The organism is Ruegeria marina, assembly GCF_900101475.1.
Classification (GTDB): Bacteria; Pseudomonadota; Alphaproteobacteria; order Rhodobacterales; family Rhodobacteraceae; genus Ruegeria_B; species Ruegeria_B marina.
Genome location: NZ_FMZV01000010.1, coordinates 88,117 through 112,101, shown reverse-complemented (window position 1 = coordinate 112,101; position 23,985 = coordinate 88,117). Strand labels below are relative to the sequence as shown.

The window sequence follows — 23,985 nt, the reverse complement described above, 5'->3', positions numbered from 1 at the left end:
GACATGGACTGGGACAAGCTTCGGATATTTCACGCGGTGGCTGACGCCGGCAGCCTGACGCATGCAGGAGACAAGCTGAACTTGTCGCAATCCGCGGTCAGTCGGCAGATCCGCGCACTCGAAGAAGCACTCAATGCCACCCTCTTCCACCGGCACGCCCGAGGACTGATTCTCACCGAACAGGGCGAACTGCTGTTCGACGCCACCAAATCCATGGCAAAGCGTCTGGATGCGGCCGCGGCCCGCATTCGCGACAGCGCAGAAGAGGTGTTCGGCGAATTACGAGTCACCACGACCTTTGGCTTCGGCACACTCTGGCTTGCGCCGCGCCTCACCGCGCTTTATCAGAAATATCCCGATCTCAAGGTTGACCTCATGCTCGAGGAGCGCGTCCTCGACCTTCCCATGCGCGAAGCCGACGTGGCAATTCGGATGAAAGAACCCAGTCAGGCCGATCTGATACGCAAGCGCCTGATGACGGTCGAGATGAAGCTATACGCGACGCGCGCCTATCTCGATAGCGCTGGGACGCCCACAGATATTACCGACATCAGCGACCACAGACTGATCTGCCAGAATACCTCGGCCGCTCAGGTCGGAGCCAGCGCAGTCCTCGCCCAGCATCTGCTCGCCTACAATCCGGCCTCGCTGTTGACCGTCAACAACTATTTCGGGATCCTCCAGGGCGTACTGAACAATCTGGGGATCGGTGTGCTGCCCGACTACGTGACACAGGATTTCCCGGATCTCGTCCACGTCCTGCCCGATATCAAGTCCTCGGAGGTACCAGTTTACCTCGCCTATCCCGAAGAATTGCGCCATTCCCAACGTGTTGCCGCGTTTCGGGATTTCGTCCAGGACGAGATCATTGCCCATCGCAAACAGTTGAAAGAGATGGGCAGACTTTAGGTATGCACTCCGCGCATGGCGGAAATGCTGCGCATGCAGCATGAAAAAGCTTGAAGATGCACGGCGTGCCGCCTAAATGAGCAACTGAAGGCGATGATGCTTACACGCTCGTCACCTTCAACCTCCCTGTTGGACTACGGCCGAGCTTAGCGCTCGGCCTTTTTTTTCGCCAGGTGGCCGGCGGCGCAAAAACCTGTGTCTTATCCGAGAGTCATTTCAGGGCCAGCTGTCCCTTTGGACACCCTGCAAACGGATTTGAATCGCCTCGCATCTCGGCTAGATTGCAAAAAAATCCATTCTTTTAGAGGGACATCAAATGCTACGATGGGTATTCGCCCTTGCTGCCCTGATCGGCTTTGTCACGATTGCCGAACCGGCCGCCGCCCAAGCGACAGAAACCGGAGCGGCGACCGCAGTGCCCGTCATTCCCGATGACTTGACGCCCGAGCAGGTCGACGATCTTGTTGCCCGTCTCTCGGACGACCAGGTCCGCGCGCTTTTGCTCGAGAGATTGGACGCTGTCGCCGAGGCTCGCGCAGGAGACTCCCCGGCACCGCAAAAAGGGCTTATCGCCGAAATCACCGAAACCGCAAACGCGATGATTGCAAGCTGGCTCGACGTGCTCAGCAAGGTTCCGCAACTGGTCGGAAAACAGGCCGAGGCCCTGCACAACTTCACGACGACATTCGGAACGTCGGGTCTGGCCTCCCTTTTTGGCTTTACCTTTCTTGCACTGGCAATCGGCTACGCGGCGGAGAAGGCCGCGACCTACCTTACGCGCTCATGGCTGAGAAAGGTGCCCAGCGGGTCAGCTGACGATCTGCGCGGTGCGGTCGGCTTTCTGTTCCGCCGGTTCTGCCGCGAAATTCTCGGACTGGTTGTCTTCTACTATGTTCTGGTCTTTGTCGGACGCAGGTTGCTTTCGCCCGAAGATATCGCGTTCGCCGCCCCTTTCGTACTCTACATGATCTGGGTTCCGCGCCTCGGCGCGGCGCTCTCACGCTTCATCCTCGCGCCGGAACGTCCGGAAATGAGACTGGTGAACATCGACGATCACTGGGCGAAATACCTGCACCGCAACCAGATCGGACTGTTCCTGCTGATCGGTTTCACCCTGTTCATCGTTACCTTCAACGGACTCAACGGGATCGCAATGGGTGAGATGCGGCTGGGATTCTGGCTCAACCTCTCGATTCACGCCTATATCGCGATCATCGCGTGGACGGCGCGCGCCGGCTTGTCCGACATGATGCTCGGCACGGATCCGGACCGGACCAGGTTCGACGAGAAGGTTGCGGAATACTACCCCTATTTCGCCATTGGTGTATCCGCTGCCGTATGGCTGATTGTCGAATACTATTCGGCGATCGACGATCGCGAGGCCCTTGCGCGCATCGTCGCCGGCGCCCATTACATCACCATGTTCTGGCTTCTCATGGCCCCCGCCATCGACACGCTGATCCGCGGGCTGGTTCGCCATCTGCAACCGCCAATGATCGGGGACGGCCCGGTCGCCGAGCGCGCCTACAAGTCCACCAAACGCAGTTTCATCCGCATCGGTCGCGTGATTGCCGGCGTTTTCGTTATCCTGATGATCGCCAACGCATGGGATATCGATCTGCGTGCAGTCGCAGGCGCAGGGCTCGATGCAGGCGGGGCTGTCATCGAGTTCCTGATCATCATCGCCATCGGCTACATCCTGAACGAAGCCGTATCGCTCTGGATCAATCGACGACTGGCCAAGGAACAGACGGCAATAGCGCAAAGCCCGGACGAGGAAGCGGGCGAAGGTGGTGGCGCCGGTGGCTCCCGTCTGGTGACCGTTCTGCCGCTGCTTCGTGTCACGGCCCAGGTCGCCATTGCGGTGATCTTTGGCCTGCTTGCTCTCGGGGCTCTCGGGCTGGACATCACGCCCTTGCTTGCCGGTGCCGGTATCCTCGGCCTGGCCATCGGCTTTGGCGCGCAAAAACTGGTTGCCGACATCGTCGGTGGAATATTCTTTCTGATCGACGATGCCTTCCGCGTGGGTGAATATGTCGATGTGGGAGGAACGACCGGAACCGTCGAGAAAATCTCGATCCGGTCGATGCAACTGCGCCATCATCGCGGACCGGTGCACACGATTCCCTATGGCGAGATCGCGAAGCTGACCAACTACAGCCGCGACTGGGTGATCATGAAGCTCAAGTTCACCGTGCCCTTCGACACCGACCCCAACAAGGTCAAGAAGATCTTCAAGAAGATCGGCACCGAGATGATGGAGGACCCCGTGCACAAGGAGGGGTTCCTGCAACCGTTCAAGTCGCAGGGCGTGTTCGACTTCGATGATGTCGGCATGATCATCCGCGGCAAGTTCATGGCCAAGCCCGGCAAGCAGTTCACCCTACGCAAGGAAATCTTTAACAAGGTGAAAAACGAGTTCAAGGCGAACGGTATCGAATTCGCCCGCCGCGAAGTGCGCGTTGCGATCCCCGGACTGGACGAGGCCGACCACCTGACCCCCGATCAGAAATCGGCAGTAGCTGCGGCTGCGGCGCAGGCAGCAAACGAACAGTCCCACCAGAATGGTGGCGATTAGGGCTGGCTGCGCGTTCCGCTCGAAACATCGAGGCCCCCGCCATTACACTGGCGGGGGCATTCTTTTTTCTCCCCGCTCGGGGAAAACCCGCCTGACTGGCCTCGATCTGCGCCCTCTTGCCTCTTTCCCCCGACGCTGGCTTGCCCTAAAAGGCCCGCAATCTCGGCCAGCTTGGGGACACCACATCAGATGCAAGAGCCCGCAATCACTCAGGACCTGATCGCCGCGCACGGGTTGAAGCCCGACGAATACGACATGATCCTCGAGATCATCGGGCGCGAGCCGACCTTCACCGAGCTTGGCATTTTCTCGGCCATGTGGAACGAGCATTGTTCCTACAAAAGCTCCAAGAAATGGCTCCGGACCCTGCCCACCAGCGGCCCGCAGGTGATCTGTGGCCCAGGCGAGAACGCGGGTGTTGTCGACATCGGCGATGGCCAGGCCGTGGTCTTCAAGATGGAAAGCCACAACCACCCCTCGTATATCGAGCCCTATCAGGGCGCGGCTACCGGCGTGGGCGGCATTCTGCGCGATGTCTTCACCATGGGTGCGCGACCCATTGCATCGATGAACGCGCTCAGCTTCGGCGAACCCGGCCACCCCAAGACCCGGCGCCTGGTCAATGGCGTGGTCGAAGGTATCGGCGGCTACGGCAACTGTTTCGGCGTACCTTGCGTGGGCGGCGAGGTGCGGTTCCATCCGGCCTATAACGGCAACTGCCTTGTGAACGCCTTCGCCGCCGGCCTCGCCGACAGCGACAAGATCTTCTACTCCGCCGCTTCGGGCATCGGCATGCCGGTGGTCTATCTTGGCGCCAAGACCGGGCGCGACGGCGTTGGCGGCGCCACCATGGCAAGCGCTGAATTCGACGACACAATCGAGGAAAAGCGCCCCACCGTGCAGGTGGGCGACCCGTTCACCGAAAAACGCCTGATGGAAGCCTGTCTCGAACTGATGCAGACCGGCGCGGTGATCTCGATCCAGGACATGGGGGCCGCTGGCCTCACCTGCTCTGCCGTCGAAATGGGCGACAAGGGCGGCCTGGGCATCCGGCTGAACCTCGACGCTGTCCCGCAGCGTGAAGAGAACATGACCGCCTACGAGATGATGCTGAGCGAAAGCCAGGAACGGATGCTCATGGTGCTGAAGCCCGAGAAAGAGGCCGAGGCCAAGGCGGTGTTCGACAAGTGGGACCTCGATTTCGCCATCGTCGGCGAGACCATCACCGAAGACCGCTTCATCATCATGCACAAGGGCGAGGTGCGCGCCGACCTGCCGCTGTCGCCGCTCTCGGGCCGCGCCCCCGAATATGACCGCCCCTGGGTGGCAACCCCGGCCGCAGCCCCCCTGGGCGAGGTGCCGCAGATCGACCCGATCGACGGGCTGCGCGCCCTGATCGGCTCGCCCAACTATGGCGGCAAGCAGTGGGTCTATGAACAGTATGACACCATGGTGATGGCCGACAGTGCCCGCACACCCGGTCTGGGCGCGGGCATCGTGCGGGTGCATGGCACCGACAAGGCGCTGGCCTTCACCAGCGACGTGACCCCTCGCTACGTGCGTGCCAACCCTGAAGAAGGCGGCAAGCAGGCCGTGGCCGAAGCCTATCGCAACCTGACCGCCGTGGGGGCCAAACCGCTTGCCACCACCGACAACCTGAATTTCGGCAACCCTGAAAAACCCGAGATCATGGGCCAGTTCGTCGGTGCGATCAAAGGCATCGGCGCGGCCTGTTCGGCGCTCGACATGCCCATCGTGTCAGGCAACGTCTCTCTCTACAACGAGACCGACGGCAAGGCGATCCTGCCCACCCCCACGATCGGAGCCGTCGGTTTGCTGGCCTCGACCGACGAGATCATCGGCAAGGACGTCCGCGAAGGGCATGTTGCCTTGGTAGTCGGTGAAACCAGGGGCCACCTGGGCCAGTCCGCCCTGCTGGCCGAAGTGTTCAACCGCGAGGATGGCGACGCGCCGCATGTCGACCTTGAGGCCGAGCGCCGCAATGGCGAGTTCATCCGCGCGAACCGGTCCCTGATCAAGGCCTGCACCGATCTGGGCGATGGCGGTCTGGCGCTGGCGGCCTTCGAACTGGCCGAAAGCGCGGGTGTTGGCGTGCAGATCGACGACGCTGCTACAGCGGCCCTGTTCGGCGAGGACCAGGCCCGCTATCTGGTCGCCTGCAACTTCGATCAGGCCGAAGCCCTGATGACCGCGGCCGCAGCCGCGGGCGTGCAAGTCTCCGCAGTCGGCCGTTTTGGCGGCGACAGGGTCCGCCTTGGCGCGTCCGAAGCCCCGCTGGCAGAGCTTGCCGCCCTGTACCGCGGCAGTTTCGCGGCAGCTATCGCCTGAGCCACAACCGGATGCAGTGCAAACGGCTCGCCCCGGCGGCACGTCGTTCGCCTGTTCGATGCCGGTCTCTTGCGCGCGGGGACGCATCGCTCTACATCTGGAAGCAAGACAGCTGGAGAAAGTCAAATGGCCATGGAAGCCCATGAAATCGAAGCGCTGATCCGCGCCAGTTTTCCGCAGGCAAAGATCACAATCACCGACCTGGCGGGCGATGGCAATCATTGGGCGGCCGAGGTCATCGACCCGAGTTTCAAAGGCAAGAGCCGCGTGCAGCAACAACGCGCCGTGAATGCAGCCGTAAGATCCGAGATCGACAGCGGCAAGCTGCATGCGCTGGCACTGACGACCAAGGCACCCGAGTAAGGACCGGGGCTCTCCGGCCTGGTCTCTCGACAATAGCGATCTTCAAACTGCTGGCGGAAAGCTGCAGGCGAAAGAGGAAACCAGACAATGACCGACGCAAAAAACCGTATCTACGAAACCGTCAAAGCCAACGACGTGGTGCTCTACATGAAAGGGACCAAGGAAATGCCGCAATGCGGGTTTTCCAGCCGTGTCGCTGGTGTGCTGAACTACATGGGCGTCGCCTACAAGGACGTAAACGTTCTCGCCGACGAAGAAATCCGCCAGGGCATCAAGGACTATTCCGACTGGCCCACCATTCCCCAGCTCTACGTCAAGGGCGAGTTCGTCGGCGGCTGCGACATCATCACCGAAATGACCCTCTCGGGCGAGCTGGACACGTTGTTCGACGAAAACGGTGTCGCCTATGACAAGGATGCGGCCGAAAAAATTCGCGCCGCCAACGCCTGAGTGTACGCGGGAGACCGGCGACCAGCAGGTCTCTCAAGACCTTGCTTTCAGGATTTCGATTTCAATCCTGCGCAAAGCGCCCGTCCGGGCGCTTTTTCATGATGGTTTTCATCATCTTGCATGGCCGGGTTCATTCTGATCCGGCTGCCTTTTCCTCGACCTGGGCTGCCAGCGCCTCGGCACGGGCAGCCAATTCGGCAAGTGTATCGGTAACCGAGGGCGGGATGACCGCCACTTCGATCCGCTCGGGCTCGGGCGCCGGGGCGCTGCGCAGCCGGGCGATTTCCGCATCGCGTTCGGCGAGTTGGCTTTCCATCGCCTTGATCTTGTCTTCCACAGCCGCGGTCTTGTCTGCCAGCATCAGACCAGCCATCAGCAGCATCCGCGCCTCAGGCATGCGGCCGATCTGATCGGACAGGACCTGCGCCTCGTCGTCCAGCATTTTCGCGGCGGCTTGCAGATAGCTTTCTTCGCCTTCCTGACAGGAGACTTCGAACCCGCGGCCTCCTATGTGAATGGTCACCTCCGGCATCACTCATCCTCTCCTTCTGCCAGGTTCGCAGCGGACAAAAGCGGCCCCAGCTTGCTCAGGACCGCGTGCACCTCGGCCGCATCGGTCGCCCGCTGGGCACGCAGCGCCTCCAGTTCCGCCAGCATGGCGCTGTTGATCAGGTGCGGCTCGCCGACGCCCGCCTCGTTTGCCGTCCGCAGGTCTGACACCACCGAACGCAACTGGTCATTCGCCTTTCGCAGGCGCTGAAGATCGCCGTCCAGCCGCGACATTGCATCGCCATGGCTTACCCGTTCAGCACGCAGCATCTCTAGCTCGGCCTGCAATTCGGACAGGCGTTCAGTGTTGCTCAGTTCGGCCTTGAGCGTCGCGATTTCGGCGCGCAGCCCGTCCACCAGTTCGGAATTGTCCGCCTGCATCCGCAGCGCCTCGAGTTCCTTCTTCAGCGGCTCTGGATCCTCGACCGCGTCGAGTTGCGCCTTGAGCAATGCGACCTCGGTTCGCAGCGCCTCCACTTCTTCGGACATATCTGTGGCCGCGGCTTCGGACTCGGCATTCGCCAGGCTGGCCCTTGCTTCCGCCAGTTCCTCTCGCAACCGCTCAAGCTCGTCCTCGTTCTGGTCATCTGCACCCGCAGCCTGCAAGGCCGCAATCTCGGCCGCATGCTTGGCCTTGAGCGACCGCAGCCGTTCTTCCAGCTGAGCATTCGCCATCCGCTCGTCTTCAAGAGCGGCAACCAAATCCGCGTCCGCAGTTTCCGCTTCTCCGCTCGGTTCCGCAGGCCGCGGCAGGGCGAGGGCCTCGACCCCGGCGCTGATCCGCTCCATCGCGGCCGAAATCCGGCCCTGCAATTCCTCGATCTGGCTCATGCCTCTCACCTTCGTGTGACGCGTTTGTTGTTATCTGCCCGGCAAAGCCGATCGGTCCGAACCGAATCGGGTGCCGGGATGCATAGCTGTAGTCTAACCAAATGATACCGAAAATACCCCCCATCATTGCTTTCAACAACTTGGACGCCTCTTCTGATCCAGCCTGCGCGCGTTTCTGCCCGTTCTGCTTGAACTTTGGGGGGTGAGTGGTATTGAGCGCGCAATCCGCCCGAAACCCAAAGGACAAAGCCTCGTGGACCTGACTGCGCTGCGCACTGCGAACCCCGACCACTGGACCAAGGCCACCGCCATCCGCGCCCTGACGCTGGATGCCGTTGCTACCGCCAATTCCGGCCATTCCGGCATGCCCATGGGCATGGCCGACGTGGCCACAGTGTTGTTTGAAAAGCACCTGAAATTCGACGCTGCAAACCCCACCTGGCCCGACCGCGACCGGTTCATCCTGTCGGCGGGTCATGGCTCGATGCTGCTCTACTCCCTGCTCTATCTCACCGGCAACCCCGAGATCACGCTGGACGAGATCCGGAACTTCCGCCAGATGGGCGCCAAGACCGCCGGTCACCCGGAAAATTTCCTGGCCAAGGGGATCGAGACCACCACCGGCCCGCTGGGTCAGGGCATCGCCAATGCCGTGGGTTTCGCCATCGCCGAAGAAATCCAGCGCGCCCAATATGGCAAGAAGGTCGTGGACCATTACACCTATGTCATCGCCGGCGACGGCTGCCTGATGGAAGGTGTAAGCCAGGAGGCCATCGGTCTGGCCGGGCGGCTGGAACTGAGCAAGCTGATCGTCCTTTGGGACAACAACAACATCACGATCGACGGCACCGTGGATATTGCCGACCGGACCGACCAGGTGCGCCGTTTTGCGGCCTCGGGCTGGCATGTGATCGAGATCGACGGCCATGATCCGGCCGCCATCGACGCCGCGCTGGTGCAGGCCAAGGGATCGAACAAACCCACGATGATCGCCTGCAAGACCCATATCGCCCTGGGACATGCGGCGCAGGACACCTCCAAGGGCCATGGCGCGCTGACCGATCAGGGCCAGCTTCTGGCCGCAAAAGCGGCCTATGGCTGGGCCCATGGACCGTTCGAGGTGCCAGCGGAAGTGAAATCCGCCTGGGAGGCCATCGGCAGCCGGGGTGCCGCCGACCGTTTGGCCTGGGAAGGGCGGTTCGCGCAGCTTTCCGAGCGTAAACAGGCCGAGTTCAACCGTGCCTATGCCTTCGAGGTGCCCGGGAAACTGGCCGGCGCCCTGCGCGCGTTCAAGAAGCAGATCTCGGAACAACAGCCCAAATGGGCCACGCGCAAGAGCTCGGAAGAAGTGCTGAAGATCGTCAACCCGATCATGACCGAAACCGTGGGCGGATCGGCTGACCTGACCGGATCGAACAACACCAAGACCGACGATCTGGGCATCTTCCTGCCGGAGAACCGCAAGGGCCGCTACATCCATTACGGCATCCGCGAACACGGCATGGCCGCAGCGATGAACGGCATGGCGCTGCACGGCGGCATCCGCCCCTATGGCGGCACTTTCATGTGCTTCACCGATTATGCCCGCCCCTCGATGCGCCTGGCCGCGCTGATGCAGATCCCGTCGGTCTTTGTGATGACGCATGACTCGATCGGCCTGGGCGAGGACGGCCCGACCCACCAGCCGGTCGAACATCTGGCGATCAGCCGGGCAACACCGAACACCTATGTGTTCCGCCCCGCCGACACGGTCGAAACAGCCGAGGCCTGGGAACTGGCGCTGACCTTCACCCAAAGCCCCTCGGTCCTGTCGCTGACGCGCCAGAACCTGCCGACCGTCCGGGTGGAAAACAAGGCCAGGAACCTGACCGCGCAAGGCGCCTATGTTCTGGCCGAGGCCACTGGAAAACGTCAGGTCATCCTGATCGCGACCGGCTCCGAGGTTGAAATCGCCCTCGAGGCCCGCGCCCAGCTTGAAGCCGAGGGCATCGGCACCCGAGTGGTCTCCATGCCCTGCATGGAACTGTTCGCCGAACAGGACGAATCCTACCGCCGCAAGGTCCTGCCCGCAGGCCCGGTGCGTGTGGGTATCGAGGCCGCGGTTCGCGACGGCGGCTGGGACCGCTGGCTGCTGGGCGAGCGCGGTCGCGAAGCCAAGGCGGGCTTCATCGGCATGACCCGCTTCGGCGCATCGGCCCCGGCCGAGGAGCTTTACGAGAAGTTCGGCATCACCGCCGCCGCCACCGTGGCCAAGGTGAAAGAGCTTTTGGGCTCATAAACAGCCAATTTGACCAAACAATGCTTGAAACCCGCCACTTGCTGGCGGGTTTTTTTGCGCCATTTCCCGACAAAGATTATCGGGATTGACTTTCTTAGTGTTTTTGTCAGTAATTAAAGGGATCGTCTGGAGGACCCCCATGATCATCTGTAGCTGCGAAGTCATAACCGAGCGCGATATCCACGCCGCGATTGACTGGATGCGCGCCGCGGATCCAGGCACCATCATCACACCTGGCAAGGTTTACCATGCCTTGGGCAAAGCCCCAAATTGCGGCGGCTGCATGAAACTTTTCATTGCCACCATGCGCAATAACGGCAACCTTGAGGTACCCGCTAACCTGCGAGGGCTCAGACAGCAGCAAATCGAAAGGAAACCCGGCGATGAAAGGCGACAAGAAGGTTATCGAATATCTGAACAAGGCGCTTCGGGTGGAACTGACAGCGGTAAGCCAGTTCTGGCTGCACTATCGCCTTCAAAAGGACTGGGGTTACGGCAGACTTGCCAAGAAGATGCGCGAGGAATCCATCGAAGAGATGGAACATGCGGACAAGTTGATTGATCGGATCATCTTTCTCGAAGGGCACCCGAACCTGCAGACGCTCGATCCGCTGCGTATCGGTCAAAACGTACGCGAGTCCCTGACTTGCGATCTGGCAGCGGAAATGGAAGCGGTCGCGCTTTATTCCGAAGCCCGCAAGTACTGTGCCGAAGTAGGTGACTATGCGTCCATGCAGTTGTTCGAGGAACTGATCAGCGACGAGCAGGGTCATATCGACTTTCTGGAAACCCAGATTGGCCTGCATGACGAGATCGGCGCGCAGAACTATGGCCTGCTGAATGCTGAACCGGCCAACGAAGTCGACGACTAGACCGTTGGCGAAGTCCCACCAAGTTGCCTTGCGGAGACCTCTCTCAATTTCTCTGGCCGCGGCTCTTGGTGAAAACTGAAAGGACCGGGGCCATCACCCGTGTCGCAAGCGGGATCAGCAGGAAACCCAGCGCCAGTCCGAACACCCCGTCCAATGCCGCCTTGGACAGCCATTCCACGGCGGCGGTCCAGCCTTGGGGCACGGCATGGCCCAGGGCATAGGCCCAGTCGTGGATGTGATGGCCCAGCCAGCCGAACCCCAGTTCCTCCATCCCGTGGATGACGATCGAGCCGCCGACCCAGAGCATCGCCGCCGTGCCGACCACCGTCAGCAGATGCATGAAACCCGGCATCCCGCGCACGAGACCCCGACCCAGGGCGCGCGTTAGGCCAAGGCGCCCTCTTTCGGCAATAAACAGGCCGAAGTCGTCGGCCTTTACGATCAGTGCCACGGAGCCGTAAACCGCCACCGTTATCCCTATTCCGGCCATCGCCAGCGTCGCCGCCTCCATCCAGAAATCGCTTTCCGGGATTGCGGCGAGGATAATGGTCATGATCTCGGCCGACAGGATGAAATCGGTCTTGATGGCGCCGGCGGCCTTTTCCTCCTCCAGATGCAGCGGGTCGCCGGGTTCGTCTTCCTTGAACACATGGCTGGTGTCGTGAGGTACAAGCGCGTGATACACCTTCTCAGCGCCTTCAAAGCACAGGTAAGCCCCGCCCAGCATCAAGAGCGGCGCGATCAGCCAAGGCGCAAAATTCGCAAGGATCAGCGCAGCGGGAAGCAGGATCAACATCTTGTTGCGGATGGAACCGCGGGCGATCTTCCAGATGATCGGCAACTCGCGCGCGGGGGCAAACCCATGAACATATTTCGGCGTCACCGCCGCGTCATCGATCACCGCGCCCGCCGCCTTGGCCCCTGCCTTGGCTGCCTGCGAGGCCACATCGTCGACCGAGGCCGCCGCCACCTTGGCAATTCCCGCCACATCGTCCAGTAGCGCCAACAATCCGCTCATTCGGCAAACCCTTCGAGAAATGTTCGTCCACAACACCCTAACCGATCGGAACAGGCGCGCAAGCGTTAGCGCAACCGGACACAGTTTGCGCTAACACATTCAAAATAAAACGCTTTTGCTCTTTTTGCGGGCGTATGGTCCGTCTATATGGCGTGGCAAATTCACGTCGTTCGGAGTCGGAAAATGACCATCAAGGTTGGCATCAACGGATTTGGCCGCATCGGTCGTTGCACCCTGTCGCATATCGCAGCCTCGGGCCGCGACGATATCGAGGTGATCAAGGTCAACGCCACCGGTCCGCTGGAAACCGCCGCCCATTTGATCAAGTACGACAGCGTGCATGGCCGCTTTCCGGGCGAGGTCAGCATCGGTGACGGCACCATGAACCTGGGCCGGGGCGACATGCAGATGTATTCGACCTACGACCTGAACGAACTGGACTGGTCGGGATGCGACGTGGTTCTGGAATGCACCGGCAAGTTCAACGACGGTGAGAAGGCCAAGGTGCATCTGGAGCGCGGTGCCAAAAAGGTGCTGCTGTCCGCCCCCGGCAAGAACGTGGACAAGACCATCGTCTATGGCGTCAACCACGACCAGCTGACCGCCGCCGACACCATGATCTCGAACGGCTCCTGCACCACAAACTGCCTGGCGCCGCTGGCCAAGGTGCTGGACGAAGCATTTGGGATCGAGCATGGCATCATGACCACGATCCACGCCTATACGGGCGACCAGCCGACGCTGGACCGCCGCCACAAGGATCTGTACCGTGCCCGTGCTGCCGCGATGTCGATGATCCCGACCTCGACCGGCGCGGCCAAGGCACTGGGTGAGGTTCTGCCGAACCTCAAGGGTCGCCTTGACGGATCGGCCATCCGGGTGCCTACACCCAATGTCTCGGCCGTCGACCTGACCTTCCGCGCCGGCCGCAACGTGACTGCGGACGAGGTGAACGCCGCCGTTCAGGCTGCCGCCACCGGCCCGATGAAAGGGGTGCTGGGCTATGAACCCGCGCCGCTGGTGTCGACCGACTTCAACCACACTCCCGAAAGCTCGATCTTCGCCCCCGACCAAACCCGCGTCGTCGAAGGCCGGATGGTTCGTGTTCTGGCCTGGTACGACAACGAGTGGGGTTTCTCGGTCCGCATGGCCGATGTTGCCGTCGCCATGGGCCGGCTCGGCTGATTTACGCCGAACCCCTTGAGAATGCTTGCCCGCTCAGGTTATCTGAGCGGGCGTTTTCGTCGGAGCCGACCCTCAATGACAAATCAGATCGCCCTCTGGCTCGGCGTCTTTCTCCTCGGCGGGATGATGCTGGACTTTGCGATGTTCGGCACCGAGCACATGCTTTTCCTTGGCAAGAAGATGTTCGAACTTCTCGAATGGATGGCCTTCTGGCGGTGATCAGCGGGCCGTAAGTCCCCTGCTACGTGCCGGACAAACGCTCCTTGAGCGCATCATTGACCAGAGGCGTCACGAACTTCGATACATCGCCGCCCAGGCGGGCGATTTCCTTGACCAGCTTCGATGCGATGGCCTGTCTCCGGGCGTCTGCCATCAGGAACACGGTTTCGATCTTGTCGTCCAGGACGCGGTTCATGCCGACCATCTGGAATTCGTACTCGAAATCGGCGACCGCCCGCAGCCCTCGAACGATGATCTGTGCGCCAACATCCCTTGCGCAATCGATCAGAAGGTTTTCGAACGGATGCGCGACGATCTCGGTTCCGGTCTCGGCGCTGAGCTTGGCGCATTCCGCCTCGATCATCGCCACGCGCTCTTCAAGCGTGAACAAGGGCCCCTTGTCCCGGTTGATCGCAACCCCGATCACGAGTTTATCCACCAGCGCCGCGGCACGGCGAATAATGTCGACGTGCCCCAGGGTGATTGGATCAAAGGTCCCCGGATACAAAGCAACTCTCATGGCGCCCTCCTGCGCAACAATATTGCTGCGCAAGCAAACACATCTTCGCCGCAGGTGCAAGAGTCACATCCCGCGGCGAAAAGCCAAACCCGTTCAATGACCCATGATCATGCCTTCAAGGGCATCTTTTTCCATTGCAAGTTCGGAAAGCTGGGCCTTGACCACGTCGCCAAGGGTGACGATCCCGATGAGCTTGTCACCCTCGACGACCGGCATATGGCGGAACCGGCCTTCGGTCATCTGGGCAAGCACGCTCTGCGCCGTTACGTCGACAGTGCAGGTCACCACGTTCACAGTCATGTAGGCACTGACGTTCTGTGTCAGGCAGCCGCTTCCGCTGGCTGCCAGTTCCCGAACGATATCGCGTTCCGAAAATATCCCGAGAGCCGTTTTTCCGTCATCGGATACCACAACCGTTCCGATGCGCTTTTCCGCAAGAATTGCGGCCGCTTCCGACACGGTTGCCGACGCCGGGACGGTGACCACTTCGTTGCTGGCCTTGGACTTCAGAATGGCCTGAACAAGCATTTGCAACTCCTCCGAAATAAACCTCTCTTATTCCAAAGCGTTACGATATTGCACCGCCCTGTCAAGTCGCACTATTTCCCTCCAGCCGTGCCACCTCGTCGCGGATACCACGCGACAGGGCCTCGGCAAAACGGTTCAAACGTTCGCTGCGCTGATCGCCCTGATGGCGTACCAGATAGAAAGAACGCGTCAGGCTGATCCGATCCATGAGGATTTGCCTCAGATTGCCGTGATAGGGCAACGTGAAGTCATGCGCCACGCAAACGCCGGACCCCTGCGAGACCTGCCGAAGTTGAACCGACACGGAATTCGACGAAAGCGCAACGCGTTCGATACCGATGTCATTCAAGTAATCCAGTTCGCGGTCAAAGATCATGTCGGGAATATAGCCGATCATCCTGTGCCCCTTCAGATCCTCGACTTTCTCGATCGGCGGGCTGCGCCGTAGATAGCGGCGCGATGCGACCAGATGCAGCTTGTAATCGGTGATTTTCTGAACCAGCAGGTGCCCGGCTGTCGGAGTACTGACAGTGATCGCCATGTCCGCTTCACGACGGGAAAGGTTGATGATGCGTGGCAAGGCCAGAATCTGGATGTCCAGATCAGGGTTCTCGTCGCTGATCCGCTCGCAGACCTGAGGCAGCAAATAGTTGGCGCTGCCGTCCGGCGCTCCGATGCGAATCTGGCCGGTCAACCCCTCTGTGGTGCCGGCCAATGCCTCTGAGGCGCTGCGCATTGCCGCTTCGGCCTGTTCGCCATGGGCCAGCAGACGCTCGCCCGCCGCGGTCATTGTGTAACCCTGGGGCGATTTTGCAAAAAGCGGCGTGTCATAGGCCGCTTCCAACCGGGCGATACGCCGACCGACAGTGGCCGGGTCGAGCTTCAGCAATCGCCCCGCACCGGAAAGACTTTCCTCGCGCGCAACTGCCAGAAATACCTTCATATCATCCCAATGCGGCTCCATACCTCCCCCAATCCTGCATTCTTGCAAAACGCTTTTGAAATCTTGCCTCTTTTCTCGGGATTTCTGCAAGCCTAAAGTGCCCGCAGAAAATTTGGAGGAGTATCCATGCAGGAACTGACCCACTATATCGGCGGCGCCCATGTCAAAGGCACCTCGGGCCGTTTTGCCGACGTCTTCAACCCCGCCACCGGTGAAGTACAGGCCCGCGTGCCGCTGGCCTCGGCCGCCGAACTGGCCCACGCGGTCGAAGTCGCGGCAGCCGCGCAACCCGCCTGGGCCGCCGTTAACCCGCAGCGCCGCGCGCGGGTGATGATGAAGTTCGTGGACCTTCTAAACCGCGACATGGACAAGCTGGCCGAGGCGCTGAGCCGCGAGCACGGCAAGACCCTCCCCGATGCCGCCGGTGACGTGCAGCGCGGCCTTGAGGTCGTGGAATACTGCATTGCCGCGCCGCAGATGCTGAAGGGCGAATTCACCGACAGCGCAGGCCCCGGTATCGACATGTATTCGATGCGCCAGGCCCTGGGCGTCACCGCCGGCATTACCCCCTTCAACTTCCCGGCGATGATCCCGATGTGGATGTTCGCGCCCGCCATCGCCTGCGGCAACGCCTTCATCCTGAAACCCTCCGAGCGGGATCCGTCCGTGCCGCTGATGCTGGCCGAACTGATGGAAGAGGCCGGCCTGCCCAAGGGTATCCTGCAGGTCGTCAACGGCGACAAGGAAGCGGTGGACGCCATCCTCGACCATCCGGTGATCCAGTCGATCGGGTTCGTGGGTTCTACCCCGATCGCCGAATACATCTATGGCCGCGGCTGTTCCAACGGCAAGCGCGTGCAGTGTTTCGGCGGCGCCAAGAACCACATGATCGTGATGCCGGACGCCGACATGGACCAGGCAGCCGACGCGCTGGTGGGCGCGGGCTACGGTGCTGCGGGTGAACGCTGCATGGCGATCTCGGTCGCTGTGCCGGTGGGCGATGAAACCGCCGACCGCCTGATCGAGAAACTGGTGCCCCGCATCGAGAAACTGAAAGTCGGTCCCTATACCGCCGGCAAGGATGTGGACTACGGCCCGGTCGTGACCGCCGCCGCCAAGGAAAACATTCTGCGCCTCGTCAATTCGGGGGTGGAACAGGGCGCCAAGCTGGTGGTCGACGGCCGCGACTTCAGTCTGCAGGGCTACGAGGACGGCTTCTTTGTCGGCCCGCATCTCTTTGACAATGTCACCCCGGACATGGACATCTACAAGAAAGAGATCTTCGGCCCGGTCCTGAGCACAGTGCGTGCCCAGAGCTATGAAGAAGCGCTGGATCTGGCGATGAGCCACGAATACGGCAACGGCACCGCGATCTTTACCCGTGACGGCGACACCGCCCGCGACTTCGCCAACCGGATCAACATCGGCATGGTGGGCATCAACGTGCCGATCCCGGTTCCGCTGGCCTATCACACCTTTGGTGGCTGGAAGAAATCCGCCTTTGGCGACCTGAACCAGCACGGCCCGGACGCGTTCAAGTTCTACACCCGGACCAAGACGGTGACGGCCCGCTGGCCCTCGGGCATCAAGGAAGGCGGAGAATTCTCCATCCCGGTGATGGAATAACAGCACAAAGGAAACGCCCCGGCTCTGCCGGGGCGCTTCGTTTTCGGCAGCTCTTTGCCGAACGGGCGCCAGGCGTCACGAAATGTTCAGATAACCCTACTGGAAAGGCGCGTGCCAGAGCTCTATGTTGCGCAAAAACGCATCACGCACGAGCAGGAGACCCTATGCCCCAGCCCCGCCTGACCCGCCGCGCGACCCTGTTTGGCTTCGCTGCCACTCTGGCTGCGCCGGCCATCGCCCGCGCACAGTCCACGGATGCCTTTCCGACCAACGAAGAGGTGATCCGCGATCAGGTCGCGGTGCGTCGAAATATATCCGCCTTCATGCAACAGAACTGGCAGGATCACTTCGACAGCATCGGGGTCGGCTGCCTGCTGGCCGATATCTCCAGCCGGGCTGTCCACTATTGGGCGGCCGACGGTACCTACAAGCTGTACCCGTCCTCGGTTCCGATGACCGAGGAACTGACACGCCGGGGTTATACCGAGGTCGTGCGCAAGACCGAGAACCCAAGCTGGACCCCCACGGCCTCGATGCGCGAGCGCGACCCCACGCTGCCCGACAGAATTGAAGGCGGCGTGCCGGGCAACCCGCTCGGAACCCGTGCAATGTACCTGTCCTGGCCCGCGTACCTGGTGCATGGAACCCACGACACCCGCAAGATCGGACGGCAAAGCTCGTCCGGCTGCATCGGGCTCTACAACCAGCACGTGGAAGAGCTTTATCCGCTGGTGCAGATCGGAACCAAGGTCCGGCTGCTCTAATCCAGTTGAAAGGTCAGACCAAAGGTCAGGGTGGCATCGACCGAGTTGCCGCCCGCCGGCAAGGCCTGCATGAACAGGTTGCGATACCGCATCTGCGCGCCGGCAAGCGGCACCATGTCATCGATGGCGTGGCTGAACTGATCGCCGTTGCCAGGGTACCAGGCAAGGCCGGCAAACAGATCGAAACCCCAGGTCTCTGTCCGGTAAAGTGGATACGCGCCGCTGAGAGCCAGAGAGGCGTCACCATAGCTGTTGCGAAAAGCGCCCACGCTCAGGTCCACCCGGTGACTGACCGCAGCTTCGGTCCAGGTCAGGAACAGCCCCGGGTTGAATTCCTCGAAGGACCGAGTGGCTCCGATGTGATGAGAGCCAAGCAGGACCGAAACCTGATCCGGCCCGGCCTCGGCATGGCCGAGGGCAACACCCAGAGCCACGCTTGTCATGGCCAATACTCTTGCAAGTTTCATTTCGCTTCTTCCTGCCTTTACTCAGAACTCTTGGTCGGGCTTCTGTTTCCACACACACAGGCTATTGACAAAATTTGGCAGCACTGAGGCCAGAACCGAAACAATGGCAATTGATCAGCGCTTTCGGATCCAGAAGGATTGCGCCCGCCCCTGTCCCAGGAACGGCAGCGCCTCGACCACATCGGGCCGTGCCCTCTGCAGATAGTAGCCAGGCCACAAGATTTCGTAACCCCCGGTCTGGATCAGCGCATGCAGGACATATTGCTCCGCCCAGGACGGGCAGTCATAGAAGAACCGTTTGGGGTACTCATAGGGCAGGAACACATCGTGCACATGGATCACCACACCCGGAGCCAACGCCGGGATGATCCGGCAGAACAGATGCGCCACGTCGTTGCTCATCCGCACCTGGTGGCTTGAATCGATGAACAGGATGTCGCCTGCGCCCAGTTCGGCGAACAGAACCGGGTCGACCTCTTCCAACCGTTTCTGTTCGAACCGGTCGACCACATGAGCAATATCTGCGCGCGGCCAGGGGTCGATCGCCGTGATGGTCGTGTCCAGCTTACCGTCAAATACCGCCTGGCGAGTAATCCTTGTTGAGTTGCCGCATCCGACTTCGATAACCCGCGCGGGTCGATACCGGCGGACCATGAGATAGAGCGCCTCGGCATCGGGTGTGTCGTAGTATCCGTTGTTGCCGCGATACCCGGTCCGGTTCCGCGCCGGATCGTGCAGGACCGCGAGCGCCCCGGCATGGGTGGTGTATTCCTGGGCCAGTTCCGAAATGTCGAAGCCCTCCATTCCGGGGCTGAGCGCATAGGCGATGTCATCCAGGCCTCCGCGCGTTTCGAAATCGCGCAGCCGCTGCTGCTCCGCGATCCCATCGCGCGCATCGACCAGCGCCATACCCCAACGGGACAGCAACGCATTTGCCCTGGGGAATTTCCGCTTTTTCACCGCCGTCTCCTGTCATCCGCCACCTGCTCCGCCCCGTTGCATATCTGGCCCAAGCAGCCGTTCCAATGCCATTCGTACTTGAGCCAGCGACCGGAAGCCTGTTCACTGGCCAAACCAGACAAGCGGAGGACGCATGCAGACGGAATTCACGCTCGGGATCGAAGAGGAATATCTGCTCGTCGATCGCGACAGCCTGCAACTGGCCGAAGCGCCGACCGCCCTCATGGAGGCCTGCCAGGCGGATTTCGAAGGACAGGTCAGTCCGGAATTCCTGCAATGCCAGATCGAGGTCGGCACACGCCCGCACAGCACCATCGCCGGGGCGCGCGAAGACCTGAAGCGGCTGCGCGCCTGCGTTTCCAAGCGCGCCGCCGAGCACAATCTCGTGCCGATTGCGGTCTCCTGTCATCCGTTCGCAAACTGGAAGGATCAGCAGCACACCCGCAAGGAGCGATATGACGCGCTTCAACATGCCCTGGGCGGAGTGGCCCGGCGGATGCTGATCTGCGGAATGCATGTGCATATCGGAATCGAGGACCCTTCCCTGCGGGCCGACCTGATGCCCCAGTTGAGCTATTTCCTGCCACATCAGCTGGCGCTGTCGGCCTCCTCGCCCTTCTGGAATGGCGAGGATACCGGGCTGTCCTCGTATCGGCTGACAATCTTCGACAACCTGCCTCGCACCGGCCTGCCACCCATTTTCGCAAGCTGGGCGGAATATGAACGCACCACCGGCATTCTGGTCGAACTCGGGGTGATCGAGGACACCACCAAGATCTGGTGGGATCTGCGCCCCTCGCACCGCTTCCCGACGCTGGAAACCCGCATCATGGACGTGCAGCCGCGGCTGGAGCACGCCCTGTCGCTGGCGGCGATGAACCAGGCGCTGGTGCGGATGCTGTGCCGGCTCAAGGCGCGCAACCTGCGCTGGCGGCATTACGACCGGTTCCTGATCGGCGAGAACCGCTGGCGCGCGCAACGCTACGGCGTGGGCGAGGGGCTGATCGACTTTGGCGACCGCTCGATCAAGCCGATGAGCGAGTTGATGGGGGAGTTGATGGGATTGCTGTCCGAGGACGCCGAAGCGCTTGGGACACTACCCGAGATCGCCCGGTTGCGTCAGATCGCCGAGCACGGCAACTCGGCCACCAGACAGCGCCGGGTTCATGCCGAGGCGCTGGCCCGCGGCGAGGATGCGGGCCAGGCGGTGGTGCGCCATCTGATCGAGGAGTTCCATGCCGATCTGTAGGACAGGGGCACTGCCCGTCTTGACCCGCGGCCAAGTCACCCCGGAGCATTTGGGAAAAGATGAAGACAGGTGGAAGGAGCTTTGCATTTCTGCAAGGGGCATTTGCGGCTTTGACTCTTGATCGGACGCCGGGCCACAAGTAAAAATAAACAACTGTTCATTTCCACTGCCTGTCGATGGAGGAGTCGTCATGGATTTTGCGCTGACCGAGGAACAGACCGCCATATTCGACATGGCCCATGCCTTTGGCCAGGACAATATCGCGCCATTCGCCCGCAAATGGGAGGCCGAAGGCACCATTCCCAAGGACCTGTGGCCGCAGGTGGGTGAGCTGGGCTTTGGCGGGCTCTATGTCTCCGAGGATGCGGGCGGCGCGGGCCTGAGCCGGCTGGATGCGACGCTGGTCTTCGAGGCGCTCAGCATGGCCTGCCCCTCGGTCGCGGCCTTTCTGTCGATCCACAACATGTGCGCCAAGATGCTTGACATGTTCGCCAGCGACGAGTTGAAGGCGCGGGTGATGCCGGATGTGCTGTCGCTCAACACAGTGCTCAGCTATTGCCTGACCGAACCGGGCTCGGGCTCGGATGCGGCTGCGTTGAAGACACGAGCGGAAAAGACCAACGAGGGTTACACGCTGAACGGCACCAAGGCGTTCATTTCGGGTGGCGGCTATTCCGATGCCTATGTCTGCATGGTGCGCACGGGAGAGGATGGACCCAAGGGTATCTCGACCGTCTATGTGGAAGACGGCACGCCGGGGCTTAGCTTTGGTGCGCTGGAGCAGAAGATGGGATGGAAGAGCCAGCCCACCGCCCAGGTACAGTTCGACGATTGCAAGGTGCCGGCGGCGAACCTCGTGGGCGTCGAGGGAGACGGGTTCAAATACGCGATGATGGGGCTGGACGGCGGGCGGTTGAACATCGCTTCGTGCAGCCTGGGCGCGGCACAGACGGCGCTGAACATGACGCTGCAATACATGTCCGAGCGCAAGGCCTTCGGCCAGTCCATCGACCAGTTCCAGGCGCTGCAGTTCCGGCTGGCGGATATGGAGATCGAATTGCAGGCCGCGCGAACATTCTTGCGGCAGGCGGCGTGGAAGCTGGACCAGAAGGCACCCGACGCGACCAAGTTCTGCGCCATGGCCAAGAAATTCGTGACCGAGACCGGATCGAACGTGGTCGATCAATGCCTGCAATTGCACGGCGGATATGGCTATCTTGCCGATTACGGAATCGAGAAGCTGGTGCGCGACCTGCGCGTGCACCAGATCCTCGAAGGCACCAACGAGATCATGCGGGTCATCGTCGCCCGCCACATGCTGGCCAACCGCTGAGGGTCTGATGGCAGATATCGACATCCGGGTCACGGGACGCGCGGGGCGGATCACGCTGACCCGTCCGCAGGCGCTGAACGCCATGAGCTATGACATGTGCATGGCGATCGACGCTGCGCTCAGGAACTGGCGCGAGGATGATGAGGTCGCGCTGGTGATTTTTGACGCCGAGGGCGACAAGGCGTTCTGCGCCGGTGGTGACATCGCCGAGCTGTATGACACGGGCACCAGGGGTGATTACAGCTATGGCCGCACCTTCTGGCGCGACGAATATCGCATGAACGCGATGATCTTCGAATATCCCAAGCCGGTGGTGAGTTTTCTGCAGGGGTTCACCATGGGCGGTGGTGTCGGGATCGGCTGTCACGGCTCACACCGGGTGGTGGGCGAAAGCAGCAAGATCGCGATGCCGGAATGCGGGATCGGACTGGTGCCGGATGTGGGCGGCACGCTGATGCTGGCGCTGGCGCCGGGGCGGCTGGGGGAATACCTGGGCTGCACCGCCGGGCGAATGGGGCCGGATGACGCGATCCATGCCGGGTTTGCCGACCTCTACATTCCACAAGCGGACTGGCCGGGGCTGATCGAGATGCTGGAGGCTTCGGGTGATCCGGAGATGCTCAAGACCCATGCCCAAACACCGCCCGAAGGTGAGTTGCGCCGATTGCAGACCGAAATCGATGCGCATTTCGGCGGCGAAACGCTCGGGGACATCCTGACCGCGCTGCGGAGCGCCGGCGGAGAATTTTCGACGAAAATTCTCGCGAGCCTCGGGCGCAATTCGCCGCTTTCGATGGCCTGCACGGTCGAGATGCTGCACCGGCTGCGTGGGCCGTCGCTGAACATCCGGAAGGCGCTGGAACTGGAGTACCGCTATACCTACCGGTCCATGGAGAAGGGCGATTTCCTGGAAGGAATTCGGGCCCAGATCATCGACAAGGACCGAAATCCGCGCTGGCAATTTTCCGACATGAACGTACCGGCGGTCGCGGTATCGGCCATGCTGCAACCCCTGGGCGCGAAGGCGCTGACATTCGAGGAGGAGAACACATGAAGATCGGGTTCATTGGGCTGGGCAACATGGGCGCGCCGATGGCCGCCAACCTGGTCAAGGCCGGGCATGACGTGACCGGCTTCGACATGGCAGCGGTGACGGTCGAGGGAGCGACCATGGCGGGCAGCGCCGCCGAGGCCGTCCGGGGCGCCGATGTGGTGATCACCATGCTGCCCAACGGCCAGATACTGCGGGCCGTCGCCGCCGAGGTGATCCCGGCGATGACGCTGGGCGCCGCGTTTGTCGATTGTTCCACGGTCGACGTGGAAAGCGCGAAAGCCGTGGCCGAACAGGCTGAAGAAGCAGGGCTTTTGGCCGTCGATGCCCCGGTCTCGGGCGGCATCGGCGGGGCGGCCGCGGGCACGCTGACCTTCATGGCGGGCGGCTCGGACGCGGCTTTTGACAAGGCGAAACCGCTCTTTGACATCATGGGGCAGAAGGCGGTGCATTGCGGGGCGGCGGGCGCCGGACAGGCGGCCAAGATCTGCAACAACATGATCCTGGGCGTGACCATGATCGCCACCTGCGAAGCCTTTGCGCTGGCCGACAAGCTGGGGCTGGACCGGCAGAAGATGTTCGACGTGGTTTCAACCTCGTCGGGCTACAGCTGGAGCATGAATGCCTATTGCCCGGCCCCCGGTGTTGGGCCGCAATCACCGGCCGACAACGGCTATCGCCCGGGTTTTGCGGCCGAATTGATGCTGAAGGACCTGCGCCTGAGCCAGCAGGCGGCGGCCAGCGCCGATGCCGACACGCCGATGGGGCAACTTGCCGAGGCGCTTTATGCGCAGTTCGTCGAGAGCGAGGACGGCAAGGGTATGGATTTCAGCGCCATGCTGCCGCGGTTCGAAAAACGCGGTCGGGGGTAAGGGGGCCCTGCCCCCTCGGCCCATGCGGGCCTCACCCCCGGAGTATTTTCGACCAGAAAGAAGCCAGGCTC

General features: G+C 61.6%; 24 protein-coding genes. 15 read left to right on the top strand and 9 right to left on the bottom strand.

The window, feature by feature from the left end:
* Positions 1–3 precede the first annotated feature (3 nt).
* The 5 genes from BLT75_RS14660 to grxD all read left to right on the top strand — a co-directional run bounded on the left by BLT75_RS14660 (position 4) and on the right by grxD (position 6,649).
* Positions 4–909, top strand: a complete 906-nt coding sequence (locus tag BLT75_RS14660; protein ID WP_093033168.1) for a LysR family transcriptional regulator — start codon at positions 4–6, stop codon at positions 907–909.
* 316 nt (positions 910–1,225) lie between these two features.
* On the top strand, positions 1,226–3,487 hold the full coding sequence (locus BLT75_RS14655) for a mechanosensitive ion channel family protein (protein WP_093033165.1): 2,262 nt from the start codon (positions 1,226–1,228) through the stop codon (positions 3,485–3,487).
* A 189-nt stretch (positions 3,488–3,676) separates the two neighbouring features.
* On the top strand, positions 3,677–5,836 hold the full coding sequence (gene purL / locus BLT75_RS14650) for a phosphoribosylformylglycinamidine synthase subunit PurL (RefSeq protein ID WP_093033162.1): 2,160 nt from the start codon (positions 3,677–3,679) through the stop codon (positions 5,834–5,836).
* Positions 5,837–5,962: 126 nt separating this feature from the next.
* On the top strand, positions 5,963–6,199 hold the full coding sequence (locus tag BLT75_RS14645; RefSeq protein WP_093033159.1) for a BolA/IbaG family iron-sulfur metabolism protein: 237 nt from the start codon (positions 5,963–5,965) through the stop codon (positions 6,197–6,199).
* Between the two features lie 87 nt (positions 6,200–6,286).
* The gene (gene grxD / locus BLT75_RS14640; RefSeq protein ID WP_093033156.1) at positions 6,287–6,649 is read left to right on the top strand and encodes a Grx4 family monothiol glutaredoxin; all 363 of its coding nucleotides are present in this window, start codon (positions 6,287–6,289) and stop codon (positions 6,647–6,649) included.
* A gap of 130 nt (positions 6,650–6,779) precedes the next feature.
* Here grxD and BLT75_RS14635 read toward each other — a convergent pair whose 3' ends face one another.
* Both BLT75_RS14635 and BLT75_RS14630 read right to left on the bottom strand, forming a co-directional pair.
* On the bottom strand, positions 6,780–7,181 hold the full coding sequence (locus BLT75_RS14635; protein WP_093033153.1) for a cell division protein ZapA: 402 nt from the start codon (positions 7,179–7,181) through the stop codon (positions 6,780–6,782).
* Positions 7,181–8,029, bottom strand: a complete 849-nt coding sequence (locus BLT75_RS14630; protein WP_093033150.1) for a hypothetical protein — start codon at positions 8,027–8,029, stop codon at positions 7,181–7,183. The genes BLT75_RS14635 and BLT75_RS14630 overlap by 1 nt, the downstream gene beginning before the upstream one ends.
* 253 nt (positions 8,030–8,282) lie before the next feature.
* Here BLT75_RS14630 and tkt point away from each other — a divergent pair, with 253 nt between their 5' ends.
* Positions 8,283–10,307, top strand: coding sequence for a transketolase (gene tkt, locus BLT75_RS14625; RefSeq protein WP_093033147.1), 2,025 nt, complete (start codon positions 8,283–8,285; stop codon positions 10,305–10,307).
* 106 nt (positions 10,308–10,413) lie between these two features.
* Here the strand turns inward: tkt and BLT75_RS25200 are convergent, their stop codons facing one another.
* On the bottom strand, positions 10,414–10,704 hold the full coding sequence (locus BLT75_RS25200) for a hypothetical protein (RefSeq protein ID WP_176828037.1): 291 nt from the start codon (positions 10,702–10,704) through the stop codon (positions 10,414–10,416).
* Between BLT75_RS25200 and bfr the strand changes: the two genes are divergently transcribed.
* Positions 10,691–11,179 carry a bacterioferritin gene (gene bfr, locus BLT75_RS14615; RefSeq protein WP_093033144.1) on the top strand — a complete coding sequence of 163 codons (489 nt, stop codon included), beginning with the start codon at positions 10,691–10,693 and terminating at the stop codon, positions 11,177–11,179. The genes BLT75_RS25200 and bfr overlap by 14 nt on opposite strands.
* 43 nt (positions 11,180–11,222) lie before the next feature.
* Here bfr and BLT75_RS14610 read toward each other — a convergent pair whose 3' ends face one another.
* Positions 11,223–12,197, bottom strand: a complete 975-nt coding sequence (locus BLT75_RS14610; RefSeq protein WP_093033141.1) for a DUF808 domain-containing protein — start codon at positions 12,195–12,197, stop codon at positions 11,223–11,225.
* A gap of 183 nt (positions 12,198–12,380) precedes the next feature.
* On the opposite strand from BLT75_RS14610, the gene gap reads away from it, so the two are divergent.
* Both gap and BLT75_RS24395 read left to right on the top strand, forming a co-directional pair.
* Positions 12,381–13,382 carry a type I glyceraldehyde-3-phosphate dehydrogenase gene (gap, locus tag BLT75_RS14605; protein WP_093033138.1) on the top strand — a complete coding sequence of 334 codons (1,002 nt, stop codon included), beginning with the start codon at positions 12,381–12,383 and terminating at the stop codon, positions 13,380–13,382.
* Between the two features lie 75 nt (positions 13,383–13,457).
* Positions 13,458–13,601 (top strand): hypothetical protein, encoded by a 144-nt coding sequence (locus BLT75_RS24395; protein WP_176828035.1) that lies wholly within the window; start codon positions 13,458–13,460, stop codon positions 13,599–13,601.
* Positions 13,602–13,623: 22 nt separating this feature from the next.
* Here the strand turns inward: BLT75_RS24395 and coaD are convergent, their stop codons facing one another.
* From coaD to BLT75_RS14590, 3 genes are all read right to left on the bottom strand, one after another.
* Entirely contained in the window at positions 13,624–14,121 is a 498-nt protein-coding gene (coaD, locus tag BLT75_RS14600) for a pantetheine-phosphate adenylyltransferase (protein ID WP_093033299.1), read from the bottom strand.
* A 93-nt stretch (positions 14,122–14,214) separates the two neighbouring features.
* Positions 14,215–14,649, bottom strand: a complete 435-nt coding sequence (locus tag BLT75_RS14595) for a CBS domain-containing protein (RefSeq protein ID WP_093033135.1) — start codon at positions 14,647–14,649, stop codon at positions 14,215–14,217.
* Positions 14,650–14,710: 61 nt separating this feature from the next.
* A complete protein-coding gene (locus BLT75_RS14590) occupies positions 14,711–15,613 on the bottom strand; it encodes a LysR family transcriptional regulator (RefSeq protein WP_093033132.1) in 903 nt (300 codons plus the stop codon).
* Between the two features lie 105 nt (positions 15,614–15,718).
* Between BLT75_RS14590 and BLT75_RS14585 the strand changes: the two genes are divergently transcribed.
* Positions 15,719–17,218 carry a CoA-acylating methylmalonate-semialdehyde dehydrogenase gene (locus tag BLT75_RS14585; protein WP_093033129.1) on the top strand — a complete coding sequence of 500 codons (1,500 nt, stop codon included), beginning with the start codon at positions 15,719–15,721 and terminating at the stop codon, positions 17,216–17,218.
* A gap of 164 nt (positions 17,219–17,382) precedes the next feature.
* A complete protein-coding gene (locus BLT75_RS14580) occupies positions 17,383–17,982 on the top strand; it encodes a L,D-transpeptidase (protein ID WP_093033126.1) in 600 nt (199 codons plus the stop codon).
* On the opposite strand, the gene BLT75_RS14575 is transcribed toward BLT75_RS14580, so the two are convergent.
* Together BLT75_RS14575 and BLT75_RS14570 are read right to left on the bottom strand one after the other, a co-directional pair.
* On the bottom strand, positions 17,979–18,449 hold the full coding sequence (locus tag BLT75_RS14575; protein ID WP_143028566.1) for a hypothetical protein: 471 nt from the start codon (positions 18,447–18,449) through the stop codon (positions 17,979–17,981). The genes BLT75_RS14580 and BLT75_RS14575 overlap by 4 nt on opposite strands.
* Positions 18,450–18,563: 114 nt before the next feature.
* Entirely contained in the window at positions 18,564–19,409 is an 846-nt protein-coding gene (locus BLT75_RS14570; protein WP_093033120.1) for a class I SAM-dependent methyltransferase, read from the bottom strand.
* A 133-nt stretch (positions 19,410–19,542) separates the two neighbouring features.
* Between BLT75_RS14570 and BLT75_RS14565 the strand changes: the two genes are divergently transcribed.
* From BLT75_RS14565 to mmsB, 4 genes are all read left to right on the top strand, one after another.
* Positions 19,543–20,658: a carboxylate-amine ligase gene (locus tag BLT75_RS14565; RefSeq protein ID WP_093033117.1), complete on the top strand. Its 1,116-nt coding sequence runs from the start codon at positions 19,543–19,545 to the stop codon at positions 20,656–20,658.
* Between the two features lie 190 nt (positions 20,659–20,848).
* The gene (locus tag BLT75_RS14560; RefSeq protein WP_093033114.1) at positions 20,849–21,991 is read left to right on the top strand and encodes an acyl-CoA dehydrogenase family protein; all 1,143 of its coding nucleotides are present in this window, start codon (positions 20,849–20,851) and stop codon (positions 21,989–21,991) included.
* A 7-nt stretch (positions 21,992–21,998) separates the two neighbouring features.
* Complete coding sequence (locus BLT75_RS14555) at positions 21,999–23,045, top strand: enoyl-CoA hydratase/isomerase family protein (RefSeq protein WP_093033111.1); 1,047 nt, start codon at positions 21,999–22,001, stop codon at positions 23,043–23,045.
* Complete coding sequence (mmsB, locus tag BLT75_RS14550; protein WP_093033108.1) at positions 23,042–23,914, top strand: 3-hydroxyisobutyrate dehydrogenase; 873 nt, start codon at positions 23,042–23,044, stop codon at positions 23,912–23,914. The genes BLT75_RS14555 and mmsB overlap by 4 nt, the downstream gene beginning before the upstream one ends.
* The last annotated feature ends 71 nt before the right edge of the window (positions 23,915–23,985 follow it).

Excerpts from the sequence above, each read along its gene's own strand:
- BLT75_RS14660 (WP_093033168.1), top strand. The coding sequence starts at position 4 with ATGGACTGGGACAAGCTTCGGATATTTCACGCGGTGGCTGACGCCGGC.
- BLT75_RS14655 (WP_093033165.1), top strand. The coding sequence starts at position 1,226 with ATGCTACGATGGGTATTCGCCCTTGCTGCCCTGATCGGCTTTGTCACG.
- purL (WP_093033162.1), top strand. The coding sequence starts at position 3,677 with ATGCAAGAGCCCGCAATCACTCAGGACCTGATCGCCGCGCACGGGTTG.
- BLT75_RS14645 (WP_093033159.1), top strand. The coding sequence starts at position 5,963 with ATGGCCATGGAAGCCCATGAAATCGAAGCGCTGATCCGCGCCAGTTTT.
- grxD (WP_093033156.1), top strand. The coding sequence starts at position 6,287 with ATGACCGACGCAAAAAACCGTATCTACGAAACCGTCAAAGCCAACGAC.
- BLT75_RS14635 (WP_093033153.1), bottom strand. The coding sequence starts at position 7,181 with ATGCCGGAGGTGACCATTCACATAGGAGGCCGCGGGTTCGAAGTCTCC.
- BLT75_RS14630 (WP_093033150.1), bottom strand. The coding sequence starts at position 8,029 with ATGAGCCAGATCGAGGAATTGCAGGGCCGGATTTCGGCCGCGATGGAG.
- bfr (WP_093033144.1), top strand. The coding sequence starts at position 10,691 with ATGAAAGGCGACAAGAAGGTTATCGAATATCTGAACAAGGCGCTTCGG.
- BLT75_RS14610 (WP_093033141.1), bottom strand. The coding sequence starts at position 12,197 with ATGAGCGGATTGTTGGCGCTACTGGACGATGTGGCGGGAATTGCCAAG.
- gap (WP_093033138.1), top strand. The coding sequence starts at position 12,381 with ATGACCATCAAGGTTGGCATCAACGGATTTGGCCGCATCGGTCGTTGC.
- BLT75_RS24395 (WP_176828035.1), top strand. The coding sequence starts at position 13,458 with ATGACAAATCAGATCGCCCTCTGGCTCGGCGTCTTTCTCCTCGGCGGG.
- coaD (WP_093033299.1), bottom strand. The coding sequence starts at position 14,121 with ATGAGAGTTGCTTTGTATCCGGGGACCTTTGATCCAATCACCCTGGGG.
- BLT75_RS14595 (WP_093033135.1), bottom strand. The coding sequence starts at position 14,649 with ATGCTTGTTCAGGCCATTCTGAAGTCCAAGGCCAGCAACGAAGTGGTC.
- BLT75_RS14590 (WP_093033132.1), bottom strand. The coding sequence starts at position 15,613 with ATGGAGCCGCATTGGGATGATATGAAGGTATTTCTGGCAGTTGCGCGC.
- BLT75_RS14585 (WP_093033129.1), top strand. The coding sequence starts at position 15,719 with ATGCAGGAACTGACCCACTATATCGGCGGCGCCCATGTCAAAGGCACC.
- BLT75_RS14580 (WP_093033126.1), top strand. The coding sequence starts at position 17,383 with ATGCCCCAGCCCCGCCTGACCCGCCGCGCGACCCTGTTTGGCTTCGCT.
- BLT75_RS14575 (WP_143028566.1), bottom strand. The coding sequence starts at position 18,449 with ATGAAACTTGCAAGAGTATTGGCCATGACAAGCGTGGCTCTGGGTGTT.
- BLT75_RS14565 (WP_093033117.1), top strand. The coding sequence starts at position 19,543 with ATGCAGACGGAATTCACGCTCGGGATCGAAGAGGAATATCTGCTCGTC.
- BLT75_RS14560 (WP_093033114.1), top strand. The coding sequence starts at position 20,849 with ATGGATTTTGCGCTGACCGAGGAACAGACCGCCATATTCGACATGGCC.
- BLT75_RS14555 (WP_093033111.1), top strand. The coding sequence starts at position 21,999 with ATGGCAGATATCGACATCCGGGTCACGGGACGCGCGGGGCGGATCACG.
- mmsB (WP_093033108.1), top strand. The coding sequence starts at position 23,042 with ATGAAGATCGGGTTCATTGGGCTGGGCAACATGGGCGCGCCGATGGCC.